The sequence below is a fragment of the Lysobacter yananisis genome, from assembly GCF_031199375.1.
GTDB classification, from domain to species: Bacteria; Pseudomonadota; Gammaproteobacteria; order Xanthomonadales; family Xanthomonadaceae; genus Lysobacter; species Lysobacter yananisis.
This window is the reverse complement of the sequence record NZ_CP133568.1, coordinates 4,929,782-4,946,782: the sequence shown is the minus strand read 5'-3', so window position 1 is coordinate 4,946,782 and position 17,001 is coordinate 4,929,782. Positions and strand designations below refer to the sequence as shown.

Genomic DNA, 17,001 nt, shown 5'->3' with positions numbered 1-17,001 from the left:
CGCGCGCGAGGCGCGCGGTTGAATGCTTGCGCTAAACGCTCAGGGGGCCAGGGTGGCGACGCCCCAACTGGGGACGGCCGACGGCTCGGTGACGCACATCGCCGAGAGCACCACCGGGCCGCCGCGCAGGTCGCCGCGGCGGCGCGGCGCCAGCGCGTTGGCGCTGTTGCCCAGGCCGCCGTTGGCGTCGATCATCATCATCTCGTCCATGCACATCTTCGATGCGTCGACGCAGCGGTTGAGGATGGCCTTGTACAGGCCCGGCGCGACCGCGGAATAGCGGCGCACCGGTTCCTTCTCGCTGGGCTTTTCCAGCTCCAGGTAGCCGGCGCGTTCCAGGGTCTGGCCGCCGGCGCGGTTGTTTTGCACCCACCGGTCGAAGCCGGCCTGGTCCAGGCCGTGGAACTTGAAGCGCATGTGCGAGAAGCCGGCGCCGCTGTAGTTCGCGGAGAAGCCCTCGTACTCGCCCGGGTGGTTCATCACCGCGTGCAGTTGGGTCTCCATGCCCGGCATGGCGTAGATCTGGCCGGCCAGGGCGGGAATGTAGAAGGAGTTCATGACCGACGACGCGGTGATCTTGAACTTGATCGGGCGGTCGACCGGCGCGGCGATCTCGTTGATCGTGGCGATGTTGTACTCGGGATAGAGGAACAGCCACTTCCAGTCCAGCGCCACCACCTCGATCTCCAGCGGCTTGACGTCGGCGGCGACCGGCTGGCCGGCCTTGATCCGGTCGAGCGGGCGGTACGGGTCGAGGGTGTGGGTGCTGACCCAGGTGATCGCGCCGAGCACGATGATGATCAGCAGCGGCGCCGCCCAGATCAGCAGCTCGAGCTGGGTCGAGTGGTCCCAGTCGGGCTTGTAGGTCGCCTTCGTATTGGAGGCGCGGTAGCGCCAGGCGAAGAACAGGGTCAGCGCGATCACCGGCACGATGATCAGCAGCATCAGCACGGTGGAGACGATGATGAGATCGCCCTGCTGGCGGGCCACGTCGCCGGGCGCGTTGAGCAGGAGCGTATTGCAGCCCGCCAGCGGCAGCAGCGCGCCGGCCAGGAGCAGGGGACGGAGGAGGGACTTGATTGCGTTCATCAACCTGACGCTTAAGCACGACAAGGCCGCGAGGCTCGCGGCGACCGCGCAATTGTGCGCCGCAGCGAGGGCCGGGACGATTGGACGTTTTGTCCTATGGCAGCGTGGCAATCCGGATGGGAAGCTTACGCCGTCCCGATCTTCGGGGCGCAGGCCCGTGCGCGGTTTCCGCCGCCTCCGGCCGCGGCGGTTTCGGCGCGAAACCCTGGCAAATCCCGTGTTTTCGGGCCTTGCGGCCCGTTCGTCGGGAGCATGGCGCTCGTTCGCGAACGGCGCGGCGGCGCGGCCAGGAGTAAGGTATCGGCACGGCCGGATGAACCGATCCGCCCAAGTCGGCACGTTCGCCACGGCCCGCAGCGCCCCGCGGCATTGCGCACTTTCTTTCCCGCACCACGCACCGAGCTGCAGCAGACGATGCAAACGCCAAATCACGCAAACCCCGATTCCATGACCGTCTCGGTGCACGGCACCGATTCGCACGCCGAGGTCGCGCCCGGCGACATCGCGGTCGGCGTGGTCATAGGCCGCGCTTCGGAATACTTCGACTTCTTCGTCTACGGCATCGCCTCGGCGCTGGTGTTCCCGTCGGTGTTCTTCCCGCACCTGGGCAAGCTCGAAGGCACGCTGTGGTCGTTCGCGATCTTCGCGTTGGCGTTCATCTCGCGTCCGCTGGGCACGGTGTTGTTCATGTGGATCCAGCGCCGCTGGGACCGCAGCACCAAGCTCACCATCGCCTTGTTCCTGCTCGGCACCTGCACCGCCGGCATCGCCTTCCTGCCGGGCTTCGCCAAGATCGGCGCGCTGTCGCTGGTGCTGCTGTCGGTGTTCCGCCTCGGCCAGGGTGTGGCCCTGGGCGGCAGCTGGGACGGCCTGCCGTCGCTGCTGGCGCTCAACGCGCCGAAGGAGCGCCGCGGCTGGTACGCGATGCTCGGCCAGCTCGGCGCGCCGGTCGGTTTCATGATCGCCGCGGCGCTGTTCGCTTATCTCAGTACCGCGCTGTCGCGCCAGGACTTCCTCGACTGGGGCTGGCGCTATCCGTTCTTCGCCGCGTTCGCGCTGAACGTGGTGGCGCTGTTCGCGCGCCTGCGTCTGGTGGTGACCCACGAGTACGAGCGCGAACTCGGCGAGCAGCAGCTCGAGCCGACGCCGGTGCTGGAGCTGTTCCAGGCCAAGGGCCGCCATGTCGTCATCGGCGCGTTCGCCGCGCTGGCCAGCTACGCGCTGTTCCACATCGTCACGATCTTCCCGCTGTCGTGGATCGTGCTGTATTCCGACCAGTCGGTGCCGCAGTTCCTGGTGGTGCAGATCGTCGGCGCGGCGCTCGCCGCCGGCGCGGTGGTGGCCTCGGGCTGGATCGCCGACAAGTTCGGCCGTCCGCGCACCCTGGCCGCGCTGGCCGCGGCGATCGCGATGTTCAGCGGCTTCGCCCCGACCCTGCTCGGCTCGGGCGAACTTGGCCAGGACGTGTTCATCCTGGTCGGCTTCATCCTGCTCGGCCTGTCCTACGGCCAGGCCGCCGGTTCGGTCACCGCCAACTTCGGCGCCAAGTACCGCTACACCGGCGCGGCGCTGACCTCCGACCTGGCCTGGCTGATCGGCGCCGCGTTCGCGCCGCTGGTGGCGCTGGGCCTGTGCGCGCACTTCGGCCTGGGCTTCGTCGGCCTGTACCTGCTGTCGGGCGCGGTCTGCACGATGGCGGCGCTGGGCGTGAACCGGATGCTCAAGCTGCGCAGCTGAAGCCGGAGCGAGAAGCGAGTTTGGAGAAGTGAGGAGTGAGCGAAAGCCACTCCTCATTTTTTGCCCGACATCAAGCCCTTCTCTCGCTCCTCACTCCTCTCCGCTCACTCCTCGCTCCCGCGCGCTATCTCCGCGCCACCGCCACGCACCGCGCCAAGTCCTCCAGGTACGCCTCCACCCCCTGGTCGTGCACCGGCGTTACCGTCATGTGCAGCGCCGCGGGACTGGCGAGGCGGCTGATCTGCCAGCCGCGCTCCTGCATCGCGTCGCCGACGGCGTGGATGTCGAATTCGTCGGAGCCGAACGCGATCACGCTCAGGTCCGGCTTGCCCAGCACGTGCAGGCCGCCGATGCGCTCGATGCCCTCGATGTAGCGGTCGCGCAGGTGCATCACCCGCTGCGCCAGCGCGCGGTAGCCGGTTTCGCCGAGGTAGTGCATGACCGCCCAGGCCGCGGCGACCGCGCCGCCGGCGAGGGTGCCCGACAGGGTCTGGCTGCGCCAGGTGCCCTTGGGCCATTGGTTGTATTCGAAGGTCTGGTGGGCGTGGTCGTCGGGGTCGGCGTGCAGCAGCACCGACACGCCGTTGGCGGCGTAGCCGAAAGTGTGCAGGTCGGCCGACAGCGAACGCACGCCCGGCAGGGCCAGGTCGAAGCGCGGCACGCCGGCGACGAAGCGCGCCACGTGCGGGGCGAGGAAGCCGCCGATGCAGGCGTCCACGTGCAGCCACACGTCGCGGTCGCGGGCGATCCGGCCGATCGCCTCGACCGGATCGATCGCGCCGAACGGCTGCGACGGCGCCGAGGCCACGATCATCATCGTCTCCGGTTCGATGCATTGGCCCAGCGTCTCGACGCTGGCGCGGTAGTCGCCGCCGATGGCGACCCGGATCAGGTCCAGGCCCATGATCTCGGCGGCCTGTTCGTACACCGGGTGGGCGCTGGCCGGCAGCAGCAGGTGCGGCCGGCGCACGTGCGGGCGGCGCGCGCGGAACGCGCGGTAGGCGCTGCACACCGCCAGCATCGCGCTCTCGGCGCTGCCGCAGGTGACCGTGCCGGCGGCCTCGCGTCCGCCGCCGAGCAGCGACAGCGAGATCTGCACCAGGTCCTCCTGCATGCGCTGCAGGCTCGGGAACAGGTGCGGCGCGCGCGCGTTCTCGCTGATGAACATGGCGTAGGCGCGGCGGGCCACGTCGAGCACGTCCTCGCCGGCGTAGTAGACGTCCAGCGAGGCGCGGCCCTGGCGCCAGTCGGTGTCGGCGCTGCGCAGCGCCGACAGGGCTTGCTGCAGTTCGCTCCAGGGTTGGCCGCGGGCGGGCAGGGTCTTGCGTCCTTGGACGGCGAGGGAAGGCATCATCGGCGCGGTTCTCATGTCGGTGGGGGCGGGAACGGCGGTGGGGGACAACGGGGGAGAGCAAAAGCGCGGGCGCCGCGTCGGCGGTGCCGGCGCGGGTGTGCGCGGTATCGATGCGCGGATGGGATCGGCTTCGCGTTATCGCGGCGCGCGCGCGGCAGCGGCCGGAACGCGCGCGACGGCGTGACCGGTTGCGCGCGCGGAATGCCTCAAGGTTCGCAGCCGGCGGGCGACGCGGTGCCGTATCGGTGCGCGGCGCGTTGCGGCGGCCGCGGCGGTCGCCGCGCGGGCAAGGGCGAAGGGCGCGCCGGTCGGCGCGAGGCGGTCGGATTCTTCAAAGGACTGGCTCCGTGTCGCGAAGAAATGATTCGTGTAGCGGGAGGTGTCGTGCCGGGCGTGTCGCGTGCGGGCGCGCCCTGGGCGATCGGCGGTCGGCGTCGGACGAGGTCGTTGTTGTTCTGGTCCGGGCGCGCGATGCCGTTGCGACGCAATACGGGAATCGAAACTGCCAAGACAGTGTTACGTCGCAGTGTCGGCGCGGTCAACGCTGGCGCCCGCTGCGCTGTCCAAGTAGCGATGGTTATCGCATTGCGCGGCGCGGACGATCACACAATTGCGCTCGCGCCGCGATGCGCGCGTCGTTCACGATCGCGACGGCGTCGCGCGAGGTCGCGCAAAACCCCGAGAAAATGGCGGTATACGAAACATCTTCGAGCGAAGGGAAAAGCGTTCGCCTCGACACGATGCGCGAACGAACGGTCGATGATCGAATGGACCGATCCTGCAAACAGGTCGCGGCGCGCCGAGGCCGGCTTGGGCAGGAGACAGCGGACGGCAGACAGCAACGGCGGCGCTGCGCTTCTCGCTGTCTCCCTCGGCTAGTCCATTGCGGCGGGGCTCAAGCGGCGGCGAGGGTCTTGGCGAACACGCTGCGGCCGTCGATGTCGCGCAGGTCCACGCTCAGCGCGCGGCTGTCCGGGTCGATGTTGACCTCGCCGAAGAACTGGAAGCCGGCCAGCGGCGAGGCGTTCGGCGCCGGCGGCGCTTTCTGGAACACCACCTGCGGGCCGAAGGTGGCGTCGAGCGCGTTGGGCCCGAACGAGCCGGCGTTGAGCGGGCCGGCGACGAATTCCCAGAACGGCGAGAAATCCTGGAACGCGGCGCGGTTGGGATCGTAGTAGTGGGCGGCGCAGTAGTGCACGTCGGCGGTCAGCCAGACCACGTTGTCGACCGCGCGTATCGCGTGCAGCAGTTCGGCGAACTCCAGCTCGCGCCCGCGCGGCAGGCCCGGGTCGCCGTTGGCCACCGCCTCCCAGCGCGGCCGGCCCTGCGCGTCGTTGCCGTCGGGCACCTGCAGGCCCAGCGGCATGTCGGCGGCGACGATCTTCCACAGCGCGCGCGAACGGCGCAGGTTCGCCGCCAGTTCGCGCAGCTGGCGGCGGCCGAGGAAGGCGCTGTCGGCGTCCGCCGCCGACTGCAGGTTGGCGCTGTTGCCGCCGCGGTAGCTGCGCATGTCGAGCACGAACACGTCCAGCAGCGGGCCGTAACGCACGACCCGGTCGATGCGGGTGCGCTGGCCGTCGCCGTCGCGGCCGCGCGCGCGGCGTTGCGGCGAGTATTCCAGGAAGGCCTGGCGCGCGCGCCGCACCAGCACGTCGATGTCCTTGACCGTGTAGCGCGGGTCGGCCGACAGGTCCTTGGCCGGCGACCAGTTGTTGACCACTTCGTGGTCGTCCCATTGCCAGATCTGCGGCACCTGCGCGGCGAAGCGGCGCAGGTTCTCGTCGCGCAGGTTGTAGCGGTAGCGGCCGCGGTATTCGTCGAGGGTCTCGGCGACCTTGTGCACGCCGTCGGCGACCAGGTTGCGCCAGATCCGGCCGTCCTCGGCCGTCGCCTGTTCGGCGATCGGGCCGTCGGCGTAGATGGCGTCGCCCGAATGCAGGAAGAAGTCCGGATCGCGCCGGCGCATGGCTTCGAAGATGCGCATGCCGCCGATCTCGGGATTGATGCCCCAGCCCTGGCCGGCGACGTCGCCGCCCCAGACCAGGCGCACCGGGCGGGTGCGCGCGAGCGCGCCGGTCGGCGCCGGGCGCAGGCGGCCTTCGCACCAGTCGCTGCGCACGCCGCTGTGGGCGTCTTCGAAGGCGACGCGGACGCGCCGCGCGGCGGTGCCGGACAGCGGCACGTCCAGGCGCGCGATGAAGTCGCCGGCCGCGGTCGCCAGCGGGCCGCGCAGGCGCAGGGCGCGGCGGAAGCCGTCTTCGTCGCCGATCTCGATCCACAGCCGCGCGGCGCGGTCGGCGCGCGCCCACACCGTGGCGCCGCCATCGCCGACGTCGCCGAACTGCAGGCCGCTCGGCAACTGCGGCCGCGCCGATTCGGCCGACACCAGCGCCGGCCCGGCGAGCGCGGGCAGGGCGCCGCCGAGCGCGCCCAAACCCAGGGCGCTGCCGGACTGCAGCAGGAAGCGGCGGCGGGAGGCGTCGTGGTCGTGCATGGCGGGAGCCCGGCAGCGGGGATGCCCGAGGGTAACCGGCGCCGATGGCAGCCGTGTGGCTGTGGTCGCTGACTGTGGGAGGACTACAGTCCCGATGCTGTTCTGTCCGCTCGCAGCGATCTCGCACAAGGGCGTAGGGACTGAAGTCCCTCCCACAAACCCGGCTTCAGAACCCCACTTGCCACTCCAGCCGGACGCCCAGCGTGCTCTTGCGCCAGCGCTGTTGCCTGAGCCGTTGCCCTTCGTCGAGATATTCGAAGCTCTCGCCGCCGTCCTGGCGCAGCAGGTTGGTCAGGGTCAGGCGCAACTGCGCATCGTCGCTGCGTTTCCACAGCGCGTAGGCGTCTAGTTCGCGCTTGGGTGTCTGCGCTTCGATTTCGCGCGCCGCGGTGCGCACCGGGCCGCCGCTGCGGTGGGTGTAGGAGGCGCCGAGGGTCCAGTGCGGCGCGGGGCGGTAGTCCAGGCTGAGGGCGCCGGTGTAGCGCGGCTGGCGGTCGATGCGGTTGTCGGGGCCGGGAATGGCGTCCACGCGCGACCAGTGGCGATTGAATTGCAGGCCGATGTCGAGGTCCGGTGCGCGCTTGCGCAGCCTGGCCAGCGACAGCTTGCCGTCGAGCTCCAGGCCGTGCGACGAGGCGTCGCCGGTATTCAACGGCGACGCCACCCAACGCCCGTCGAGCAGCCGCGTGCTCTCGCCGATGAAGTCCTCGATCCGCCGCGCATAGCCGCCGACGCTGAGCGTGGCCGCTTCGCCCCAGTCGCGCTCGTAGGCCAGGTCCAGTCCCGTCGCCAGTTCCGGGCGCAGCGCCGGATTGCCCTGGCGGTCGGGATCGAGCGCGCGGTTGTTGGTCGAGGTGTACGGACGCGGCGTCAGTTCGCGCAGTTCCGGTGCGCGGTAGCTGCGGCTCAGGCCCAGGCGCAGGCGTTGGTCCGCGGCCAGTTTCCACAGCGACTGCAGTACCGGCGTCAGCAGCTGCGCGTCGTTGCGCAGCGGGGAGAAATCGCTGCCGGCGCTGCGGATGTCGATGCGTTCCCAGCGCGCGCCCAGGTACAGCGACCAGCGCGGCGTCGGCGACCACTCGTCCTGCAGGTAGGCCGCGCTGCGGCGGATGCGCGCGTCGAAGGATTGGTCGGTCAGCGCGCCGGGGAAGCCGGGGAACTCGGCCAGCCGCTGCACCCGGCGCTCGCTGCGGCGATCCTGGCCCAGGTCCCAGCCGGCCTGCACGGTATGCGCGCCGCGCACGGCGAACGAGTATTTGCCGCTGAGCGCGTGGTTGCGCACGTCCAGCCGGCTGTCGGTGGCCTCTTCCAGATTGCGCGCGCCGTCGCGGCCGTCGGCGTCCTCGCGATAGCGGGTGCGTTCGCGGTTGCCGTCGAGGTTGAGCTTGGTTTCCAGGCGCGCGCCGCTGGCGAAGCCGTGGGTCCAGGCCAGTTCGTTGCGCAGCTGCAGCAGGCGCAGGTCGGTGCGCTGGCGATAGTCCGTGTGATCGAGCTCGGGCCCGAGCGAGGTCGACCAGTGGATGTCGCCGCGCTTGCGGTGGCGGCGGACCTCCAGGCCGCTGCGCCAGGCGATGCGGTCGCCGTTGGCGAGGGTGCGCTCGGCCGCCGGCGCCAGCGACAGTTGTTCGCGCACGCCGCGCGCGCGCAGGTCGGTGCGGCGCGCCAGGGTCTGCGCGCCGGCGTCGTCGAAGGCCTGCTCGATGCCGCGTTCGTCGACCTGGTGATCGTTGCGCAGCACGCTGGCGTCGAAGCTGCTGCTGGAGGCGTCGCCGCGGCGGGTGCGGCTCCACGCCGCGCTGGGCTTGAAGCCGTTGCCGCTGTGCTTGAGCGCGAAGGTGAGCCGGTCGCGGTCGCGGCGCGCCTGCTTGGCCAGGACGATGTTGATCGTGCCGGCGATGGCTTCGCCGCGCAGGTCGGCGGTGGTGGTGCGCAGCAGTTCGATCCGTTCGACCTGATCCGGCCGCAGCGTGGCCGGGTCGAAGCCCGGCGGCGCGGCGCGGCCGTCGATCAACACCTGGGTGTAGCCCTTGCCAAGCCCGCGCAGGGCGATCGCACCGCCGCCGGCGCCGTCGGACACCGACACGCCGGGCAGCCGCTTGAGCGCGTCGGCCAGGGTGTCGTCGCCGTAGCGGGTCAGTTCGTCGCTGGCGACGACGATGCGCGAGGCGGTGTCGTCGCGGCGCGGGTCGTAGTCCTGCGCCTGCACGGTGACGGTGTCCAGGCGGGTGACGGCGTCGCTGGCGGCGTCCTGGGGCGGCTGGGCGAGCGCGGCGCCGGCGCTCGATGCGAGGGCGAGCGCGGTGTGCAGAGCGGTGCGGCGTAATGCGGCGGAGCGGGGCAAGGGCATCGGCGGGCGATCCGGTGGAGCGCGCGGGGCCGGCGGCGGGCAAGCCGCCGGCCTCCCGCGACGGCGGGCGAACGGAAGACGGATGGGGAAAGGTGGGAGCGGCGCGCTCAGCGCAGCAGCGGTTCGGGATCCACGCGCTGGCCGTCGTGCAGGACTTCCATGTGCAGGTGCGGGCCGGTGGCCTGGCCGCTGGCGCCGGAGCGGCCGATCGGCGCGCCGGCGGCGATGCGCTGACCCTCGTGCACGTCGAAGTCCTGCAGGTGGGCGTAGAGCGTCTGCCAACCGTCGCCGTGGTCGAGCACCACGACCTTGCCGTAGCGCTCGCCTTCGGGATAACGGTCGGTCGCGGCGACGACCAGCGCGGCGGCCGGCGCGTACACGCGGGTACCGCGGCGGGCGGCGAAGTCGAGGCCGCGGTGCGGACGCACGCGGATGCCGCCGGTGACGCCGTAGCGGCTGGTGATGCGGGTATTGGTGAGCGGGACGGCGAGGGCGATGGATTCCGACGGCGCCTGCGGCCCGGCGTCCGGCGCCGCGCGAGCGTCGTCGTTCGCCTTGCCGGGCGGGGCGGCGGACGCTTTCGCGGATGCGGCCGCGATGTCTGCGCCGTGCGCGGCGACGGCGGCCGGAGCGCGGGCGGCGATGCGCGGCGGATCGCCGCCGGCGGCGGCCTGCGCCACGGCCAGCGCGCTGCTGCCGCCCAGGGCCAGCGCGATCAACGCCAGGCGCGCGCGCGGGCGCAGGCGCGGCCGGTCGTCGCCGTGCAGCATGTGCTGCATGCGCAATTGGTGTTGGCCGGGGTCGCGGCGACGGGTGAACGCGCTGGCGCCGGCCGGCGCGGCGCGGCCGACGGCCAGGCGCAGGGTGTTGAGATAGGCCTGCGCGCAGGGTCTGCGCTGGGCGGGATCGGCGCCGATCGCGGCGGCGTCGCAGCGCAGCTCCGCGGCCAGTTGCACACGTGCGGCCAGCGCGCGCAGGAACGGGTTGAACCACAGCGCCGCCTGCACGAGCCGCATCAGCGCGGTGCGTTCGGGGTCGAGGCGGCGCAGGTGCGCGGCTTCGTGGCGCAGCACCAAGGCGAGTTGGGCGTCGTCCAGGTTCGAGGCCAGCGCCGCGGGCACGACCACGCTGCGGCGCGGCCAGCCGAGGGCGAAGGCGGTGGCGGCGTCGCGGCTCAGCAGCACCCGTACGCCGCGCGCGCGCAGCGCCTGCGACTCGCGCCGGCTGCGCGCGCCGCGGATGCGATCGCCGGCGGCATGCGCGGTTCGCAGCGATCGCCGCAGCGCGAGGCTGTCGCGCAGCCAGCGCGCCAGGCTCCAGGCCACGCCGGCCAGGTACAGCGCGAGCGTCGCGCTCGCGAGGTCCACGACCGGTTGCGCCGCGAAAGCCTCGGCCGCTTGCGCCGGCGCGGCATCGTCGGCGAACGCGTCCAGGCGCGGCAACGGCAGGCCGGACGGCAACGGCCATGCCGGCGCGGCGGCGCCGCTGAGGTGCCAGATCGACGCGGCGAGGCTCGGCGCCAGCGCCAACAGCCACAGCGCCAGCCAATAGCCGAACGCGGCGTGGGAAATGCGCAGGCGGCGGTGCGCGGCGCCGCCCAGGAACCAGGCCAGCGCGCCGGCGAGCAACTGCGCACCGGCCTGCGCGAGCCAGAACCCGGCGTCCGCCGCGCTCACCGCGGTCGCTCCGGATCGGCGTCGCGCAGCATCGCTTCGAGCTGTTCGAGTTCGCCCTGGTCGAGCAGGCGGCTGTCGGCGAAGGCCTGCATCGGCAGCGGCCCGTCGATCTCCAGCACCCGGCGGGCGAAGTCGGCGCTGAGCGCGGCCAGGGTCGGCAGCTTGGCCACGGCGGCGTGGAACACCAGCAGCCCGTGGTGGTCGGCGCTGGCGATCAGGCCCTTTTCGAGCATGCGGTCGAGCGTCTTGCGGGTGGACGAATACGACCACTCCAGTTGCTCGCCGACCGCGTTATGCAGTTCGCGCGCGCTCAGCGGCTGTTGCCGCCACAGGCATTTGAGCAGTTCCAGTTCGGCGTTGGACGGGCGTGGCGGCATGGCGGCGGTCGGGTGTGGATGTCGTGTCGCTAACATACGACACTTGTCGCATGCGCTCAAGCGGTACGGCGATGCTGGCCATTGCGGCATGGCGCCGGCGGCGGCGGCGCGGCTGGCTCCCGACCCGGCCGCGCGCTGGCGGGCGGCGATGGGCGATGTGCGCGTAGTTCGCTCGACGGCGGGCAACCCGATGCAGGCTTGCCCGCGCGGCCGATGGCGATCGGAGAAGGGGCCGGACCGGCGAACGCTCGCCGCTGCGCCGCGGGTTCAGTCGACCGCTTGCTCGGCCTGCACCGAGAACAAACGCCACCGGCCTTCGCGCTGCTGGTACGACAAGCCGATGTTGCGCCGCTCGCAGCCGCGGCCGGGGCCGTCGCTCGCGGGCAGGCAGAAATAGACTTCGAACTCGGCGCCGTCGCTCCAGCCGTCGGTGAACTCGATGCGCTCCAGCCGGGCCTTGCCCGGAACCGTGCCGGTGGCCTGCAAGGTGGCGAAGTCTTCGCGCACCTGGCGCTCGGACACGCTGGGTTTGCACGCGGCGAGCGCGGCGATGCAGGCCAGCGCGGCGGCGAGCGGGCGGGCGAGGCCGGATAGGGCGCGGAGGTGGCGACGGTCCATGTCGGGCGCGCAACGGAAGCGGCCTCCCTGGCCGCGGGAAGGCGATCATTCGCGATGCGCGCGGGGAACGCAAGCGCGTCGCGCGGGCGGATCGCGCGACGGCGTTCGCGTTTTCGCCATCGCCGCGGCGTAGCGCCGCGAGTGCGCGGGAGGCGGCCGGCGGCGCGGTCGGATTGCGTCGCGACGGGCGCGGATCGCTGCGCAACCAACGCGGGACGCGCAGCGGTCGGGGCCGAGGACTGGCGGCATGTTCGCGGCCTGCGGCTGGCGACGTCGTCGGTTTTCGCGGCGGCGCGCCGATCGTCGCGTTACGGCCGCAGCGCAGTGCTCGGACCGCGCGCGCAGCGCGAATGCGGACCGCCGCGCGAGCGGATGACAATCGGCAGGGGACGCGGACGGCCGCGCTGGCGGAAGCTGCCTCGCCGATCCGCGCCCGGCCTGGAACCTTCGCATGCTGCCTCGCCTGCTCGCCTCCGTCCTGGTGTTCGTCGTCGCGCTCCTGGCCGCCGCGCCCACGCGCGCCGCACCGGTGGACACGCTCGATCTGGCCGTGCCGCAGATCCCGGCCCCGGTCGCGGTGGAAGGCCGTCAGCGGCTGCTGTACGAGCTGCATCTGACCAACTTCGGCGCCGCGCCGCTGCGGCTGCAGGCGTTGAGCGTGCTCGATGCGAACGATGGCGCGGTACTGGCGTCCTGGCGCGGCGACGCGCTGGCTGCGCGCGGCCGGGTCGTCGGCGCGCGCGATTCGGCGCTCGGCGATGCGTTGCAACCGGGCCAGCGCGCCGTGCTGTTCCTGGAGCTGGACCTGCCGGCGCCGATGCCGAAGGCGCTGCGCCATCGGGTCGAGTTCTCCGCGTCCGCCAGCGCTCCCGGCGGCGCGTCCGGCGGCGCCGATCCCGGCCAGGTCGAAGGCGCGCAAGTGGCGCCGTTGCCGGCGGCCTCGCTGCGGTTGGCGCCGCCGCTGCGCGGCGGGCCGTGGGCGGCGGTGTACGCGCCGCAATGGCCGCGCGGGCATCGGCGGGTGTTCTACGCGCTCGACGGCCGCGCGCGCCTGCCCGGCCGCTACGCCATCGATTTCGTCCGCGTCGACGCGCAGGGCCGCACCGCCCGCGGCGATGCCGATCTGGCCGCCAACGCGCTCGGCTACGGCGAGCCGGTGCTGGCGGTGGCCGATGCGGTGGTCGCCGCGGCGCGCGACGGCATCGGCGAGAGCGCGCGCGTGTCCGCGCATCCGCGCCACGACTTCGACCGCGCGCCCGGCAACTACGTGTCGCTGGCGCTCGGCGACGGCCGGTATGCGGTGTACGAACACCTGCAGCCGGGCAGCCTGAAAGTCCGTACGGGCGAGCGCGTGCGCCGCGGACAGGTCATCGGTGCGCTCGGCTTCACCGGCGATTCGACCGGTCCGCACTTGCATTTCCATGTCGCCGACGCGGCGCCGCCGCTGGCCGGCGAGGGCGTGGGCTATGCCTTCGAGGCGTTCGGTTTGCTGGGGCATTACCCGGGCGCGAGCGGACTCGGCGAACGGCCGTGGCAGGCGCGCGACAAGGACGTCGCGGAGCGGCGCCGCGACGAGTTGCCCGAATCCAACGCGGTGATCGAGTTCGCGCGCTGAGTGCGGCGTCGGCGCGGCCGTTGCGAGCGAGTATTGCGGCGGTTCGCTCGTTGCGAGCGGGGTCGGCAGTGCCGGCGCGAACAGTGCGGGACCGATCCGCAACGAGGCGGAGCTCTTGTGGGAGGGGCTTCAGCCCCGACGCCTTTCGATCCGGTCGCCGCGCGCGGATACAAAAGCGTCGGGGCTGAAGCCCCTCCCACAAAGGCATCGGGCTGAAGCCCTTCCCACAAAGGCATCGGGCTGAAGCCCTTCCCACAAAGACATGGTGCCGAAGCCCCTCACGAGAGCATCGCAGCCGAAGCCCGCTTCCACAAAAGCCCGCGACGCAGGCTCGCCACGTGCGTTTCAAGCCGGCATCAGTCCCGCCTCGCGATCCAGCGCCGCCGCGCTCCCCGGCACCGGCAGGCGCCCGGCCAGCAGATCGCGGCCGCGTTGGCCCGGCGCCATGACGATGCCGGAACAGACCAGGAAGAACCGCTCCAGCGCCAGCGACACCACGTTGATCACGCAGAAATGTCCGGGTTCGTGGTGGTTGATCGCGTAGTGCAGGTCGATGCCGCGCGCGCGCAGGCGCGCGGTCAGCAGTTCCAGCAACGCGGTCGGCGGCAGCGGCGCCGGCGCCGGGAAGTCCCAGCGGCGGCGGCGCAGGCGCGCGCGGTCGATCGCGAACACCGCGCAGTCGCGCAGTTTCGGATAGGCCGACAAGGCGTTCAGCACGGCCTGCGAATAGCCGGCCAATCGCGGCTGCAGATGCGGCAGTTCCAGCGCCTGCACCAGTTCGGTGATCGCGCGCATGGCGGCGTGTTCGGGGTACAGCGAGGCGCCGTAGCCGCAGGGATGGATCGATTCGCCGTCGCGCAGGTCGCTGGCGGTGGCGATGATGCACGGCACGCCGAGGTCGCTGGTGGCGTCGATCAGCACGATCTCGCGCTGCAGCTGCGCCTCGGCTTCGCCCAGGCGCCGGTCCAGCGCCGGCGGCAGTTCCTGCGCCGGCAGCAGGTAGCCGTGGGCGGCGGGATCGCCGAGGAAGTGCCCGACCAGGAACAGCGACCAGGCATCGCGTTCGATCAGTTCGCCGATCGCGTGCACCGCGGCCTCGGCCAGGCTGCTGCCGATCGCGGTGCCGTTGTTGGAGCCGAAGCGCAGGGCGCTGGTGTAGTCGAAATCGTCCTGCGGCGCGCGCCAGTCGAGATAGGTGGGGTAGGACAGGAACAGCGGCAACACCGCATCCGGCTCGCCGGCGGCGAAGGCGCGGTAGCGGCGGCAGGCGAGCCGGCGATCGGGCTGCTGGGCGAAGGCGGCGCGCACCGGCAGTTGCGCCAGCAGCGGATCGGCCAGGCAGTCGGCGCCGCTGCGCAGGCTCAGCACGGCGTGCGCGGGCGCCTTGCCGGTGAACAGATGTTCGACCGCTTCGAACAGTGCGCCGACCCGCGACGGGTCGGCCTCGCCCTTGCCGAAGCCGTTGCCGAGCAGGCGTCCGTCGGCTTGGTCGTAGAGCGAGCAGATCGTCGCCGCGAACGGCGCGCCGACGCGCTCCAGTTCGGCGCGCCAGCCTTGCGCGTCGAGGAAATCGCGCATGGCGCGTTCGGCCTCGTCGAGGCTGCGTTCTCGTTCCAGGGGAATCATCGGCTGCGCTCTCCCTCGCGCTGGATTCGCCGCGCGCGTCGCCTGCGGCGTCGGTGCGGCGGCACGCAGGCGCGCCTGCATGCCGCCGCCGCGCCGGCCCGGGCCGGTCGCGCTGTTGCCGGCTTACTTGGCGTGCGCTTCCAGGAAATCCAGCTCGTCGGCGGTGATTTCCGGCTGGACGTCGTGGGCTTCCAGGGTCGACGTCGGTTCGATCAGACGCACGCCGCTCTTCACGATCAGCGGCATATCGATGGTCTTCTTCATGTGCTCCCTCCAATGGTCGATGGGTTGTTCCTTCGTGCCACAGCGCAGCGGGCCGTTGCGGGCCTGCGCCCTCCCGGCGGCTGCCGCTCCTCTATACCAAAGCCGCCCGCGGCCTGCGGGGCGGACCGTGGAATCTGTGATGCAAGGGCGCAGTGCGTGATCGCCGCGCGCATTCAGCCGGGCGCGGGATGTGATGTCAGTCGCGCCGACGGCCGAACGCCGCGTAGGCCAGCACCGCGGTCAGCACGCACAGCCCGATCACCACGCTGAGGAAGCCGTGCGGATTCTCGGCCAGCGGGATGCCGCCGACGTTCATGCCGAACAGGCCGGCGACCAGGTTGATCGGCAGGGCCACCACGGTGACCACGGTGAGGACGAACAAGGTGCGCCCGGTCTGCTCGTTGACCAGCGCCGCCAGTTCTTCCTGGATCAGCTTGACCCGCTCGACCAGCGCGGCCGAGTCGCCGATCGCGGTGGAGAATTCTTCCGCGGCCTGTTGCAGGTCGCCGATGTCGTCGCGGCCGATCCAGTCCGGCGGGCGGTTGAGCAGCCGGAACAGCGCGGTCGGTTCCGGCGCCAGCAGCCGCTGCAGCCGCACCAGGCTGCGGCGCAGCGCGCCGAGCTGCTTGCGGTCGGTGGCGATGCGGTTGTCGAGCAGGCGGTCTTCGATCCGGTCGACCTGCACGGTGCACTTGCGCAGGATCTCGCCGAGCACGCTGGCCTGGTCGCGCAGCAGGTGGGCGAGCAGTTCCACCGGCGAACGGAATACCTGGCCCGAGCGCACCGCCGCGCGCAACTGGTCGACCGAGCGCAGCGGGCGCAGCCGCGCGCTCACCAGCAGGCGCGGACCGATGCACAGGCTGGTGGTGCCGACCTCGGAGGCGTCGAAGCTGGAATCGAACAGCACGTCGTGGATGACCGCGATCAGCGCGTTGTCGTCCAGTTCCAGCCGGGTCGAACCGACTTCGCTGCGCAGGCTGTCGTAGAACGCGTCGGGCATCCGCAGCGCGCGGCGCAGGTAGCGTTCGCTGCCGGTGTTGGACAGGGAGAAGTGCAGCCACAGGAAGCCGCGGCCGTCGCCGTCGGCGGGCGCCGCCAGGAACGCGGCGACCGCGTCGGTGCTGATCGGTTGCGCCGGCTGGCCCGGGACGAAGCGATAGCCCCAGATCAGGCCGTCTTCGTTGGAACCGTAGCTGGCGTCGGCGATGCGCATCGGGAGCGGCGATCCGGGCGGTGCGGGAGGAGCAGGCCGCCTACGCTAGCGGAAAGCGGTGGCGGCGTCATGGCGGGCGCGCTGCGTCCCGCGTTCGTGCGGCGGCGCGGCCGCGGCCGTCGCGCCGCGCGGGCCGGCGGCGGCGCGGCGTGGGCGGCTCAGCAGCGGCCGTCGCCGGTGTAGCTGCTGCCTTGCTTGCGCACGCGCAGACCGTCGACGCAGCGGAACTCGACCGGTTCGGGCACCGGCGCCGGCAGCGCCGCGGCTTCGCCGGCCGGCGCATCGGCGCGGCCGGGCGCGGTGTGCGCGGCCGCGGCGCCGCGCGCGGCCGGCGCTCGCATCTGGAACAGATAGACCAGGGCCAGGACCGCGGCGGTCAGCGCCAGCGCCAGGCTCACGATCACGCTGGGGCTGAGCAGGGCGCGCAGGCCCGCCGGGTCCGGGAGCGATTCGCGGCGGGCGTCCATGCGGCGGGTGTCCGTGGTGGGGTGGCGGCGAGCATACCCGCCGGACGGGCATGGCAGGGGCCTCGGGTCGGACGTTTCCCGTTCCGCTGCGAGGAAGTTTGGCGGCCATCGGGCACAGGAGCGT

Annotated in this window: 14 protein-coding genes and 1 pseudogene; 3 read left to right on the top strand and 12 right to left on the bottom strand. The window is 72.1% G+C overall.

Going from position 1 to position 17,001, the window contains the following annotated elements; all coding sequences use genetic code 11:
- Positions 1-39 precede the first annotated feature (39 nt).
- Positions 40-1,089 (bottom strand): ubiquinol oxidase subunit II, encoded by a 1,050-nt coding sequence (gene cyoA, locus RDV84_RS20420; RefSeq protein WP_309151419.1) that lies wholly within the window; start codon positions 1,087-1,089, stop codon positions 40-42.
- Between the two features lie 447 nt (positions 1,090-1,536).
- On the opposite strand from cyoA, the gene RDV84_RS20415 reads away from it, so the two are divergent.
- Positions 1,537-2,826 carry an MFS transporter gene (locus RDV84_RS20415; RefSeq protein WP_309151418.1) on the top strand — a complete coding sequence of 430 codons (1,290 nt, stop codon included), beginning with the start codon at positions 1,537-1,539 and terminating at the stop codon, positions 2,824-2,826.
- Between the two features lie 124 nt (positions 2,827-2,950).
- Here RDV84_RS20415 and RDV84_RS20410 read toward each other — a convergent pair whose 3' ends face one another.
- A complete protein-coding gene (locus tag RDV84_RS20410) occupies positions 2,951-4,180 on the bottom strand; it encodes a pyridoxal phosphate-dependent decarboxylase family protein (RefSeq protein ID WP_175429181.1) in 1,230 nt (409 codons plus the stop codon).
- 895 nt (positions 4,181-5,075) lie between these two features.
- Entirely contained in the window at positions 5,076-6,830 is a 1,755-nt protein-coding gene (locus RDV84_RS20405) for an alkaline phosphatase D family protein (RefSeq protein ID WP_425606218.1), read from the bottom strand.
- Between RDV84_RS20405 and RDV84_RS26925 the strand changes: the two genes are divergently transcribed.
- Positions 6,730-7,023 carry a DUF6053 domain-containing protein gene (locus tag RDV84_RS26925; RefSeq protein WP_425608222.1) on the top strand — a complete coding sequence of 98 codons (294 nt, stop codon included), beginning with the start codon at positions 6,730-6,732 and terminating at the stop codon, positions 7,021-7,023. The two genes, RDV84_RS20405 and RDV84_RS26925, sit on opposite strands and share 101 nt — an antisense overlap.
- Here RDV84_RS26925 and RDV84_RS20400 read toward each other — a convergent pair.
- The 4 genes and pseudogenes from RDV84_RS20400 to RDV84_RS20385 all read right to left on the bottom strand — a co-directional run.
- Positions 6,970-9,021 (bottom strand): annotated as a pseudogene (locus tag RDV84_RS20400) (TonB-dependent receptor plug domain-containing protein); the annotation flags it as partial. The gene RDV84_RS26925 and the pseudogene RDV84_RS20400 overlap by 54 nt on opposite strands.
- 107 nt (positions 9,022-9,128) lie before the next feature.
- Complete coding sequence (locus RDV84_RS20395; RefSeq protein WP_309151415.1) at positions 9,129-10,697, bottom strand: peptidoglycan DD-metalloendopeptidase family protein; 1,569 nt, start codon at positions 10,695-10,697, stop codon at positions 9,129-9,131.
- Positions 10,694-11,074: a BlaI/MecI/CopY family transcriptional regulator gene (locus RDV84_RS20390; protein ID WP_250442614.1), complete on the bottom strand. Its 381-nt coding sequence runs from the start codon at positions 11,072-11,074 to the stop codon at positions 10,694-10,696. Before RDV84_RS20390 ends, RDV84_RS20395 begins: the two co-directional genes overlap by 4 nt.
- A 267-nt stretch (positions 11,075-11,341) precedes the next feature.
- Positions 11,342-11,692 (bottom strand): hypothetical protein, encoded by a 351-nt coding sequence (locus tag RDV84_RS20385; protein WP_309151414.1) that lies wholly within the window; start codon positions 11,690-11,692, stop codon positions 11,342-11,344.
- Between the two features lie 451 nt (positions 11,693-12,143).
- On the opposite strand from RDV84_RS20385, the gene RDV84_RS20380 reads away from it, so the two are divergent.
- Positions 12,144-13,307, top strand: coding sequence for a M23 family metallopeptidase (locus RDV84_RS20380; RefSeq protein ID WP_309151413.1), 1,164 nt, complete (start codon positions 12,144-12,146; stop codon positions 13,305-13,307).
- Here RDV84_RS20380 and RDV84_RS26920 read toward each other — a convergent pair.
- The 5 genes from RDV84_RS26920 to RDV84_RS20360 form a co-directional block, all read right to left on the bottom strand.
- Positions 13,190-13,543: a DUF6053 domain-containing protein gene (locus tag RDV84_RS26920; protein WP_425606219.1), complete on the bottom strand. Its 354-nt coding sequence runs from the start codon at positions 13,541-13,543 to the stop codon at positions 13,190-13,192. The two genes, RDV84_RS20380 and RDV84_RS26920, sit on opposite strands and share 118 nt — an antisense overlap.
- 109 nt (positions 13,544-13,652) lie before the next feature.
- On the bottom strand, positions 13,653-14,933 hold the full coding sequence (locus tag RDV84_RS20375; RefSeq protein WP_309151412.1) for a YcaO-like family protein: 1,281 nt from the start codon (positions 14,931-14,933) through the stop codon (positions 13,653-13,655).
- A 123-nt stretch (positions 14,934-15,056) separates the two neighbouring features.
- Positions 15,057-15,197 carry a hypothetical protein gene (locus RDV84_RS20370; protein ID WP_157490371.1) on the bottom strand — a complete coding sequence of 47 codons (141 nt, stop codon included), beginning with the start codon at positions 15,195-15,197 and terminating at the stop codon, positions 15,057-15,059.
- Positions 15,198-15,393: 196 nt separating this feature from the next.
- Positions 15,394-16,410: a transporter gene (locus tag RDV84_RS20365; protein WP_078995711.1), complete on the bottom strand. Its 1,017-nt coding sequence runs from the start codon at positions 16,408-16,410 to the stop codon at positions 15,394-15,396.
- Between the two features lie 158 nt (positions 16,411-16,568).
- Positions 16,569-16,877 (bottom strand): hypothetical protein, encoded by a 309-nt coding sequence (locus tag RDV84_RS20360; RefSeq protein ID WP_057947504.1) that lies wholly within the window; start codon positions 16,875-16,877, stop codon positions 16,569-16,571.
- Positions 16,878-17,001: the final 124 nt, after the last annotated feature.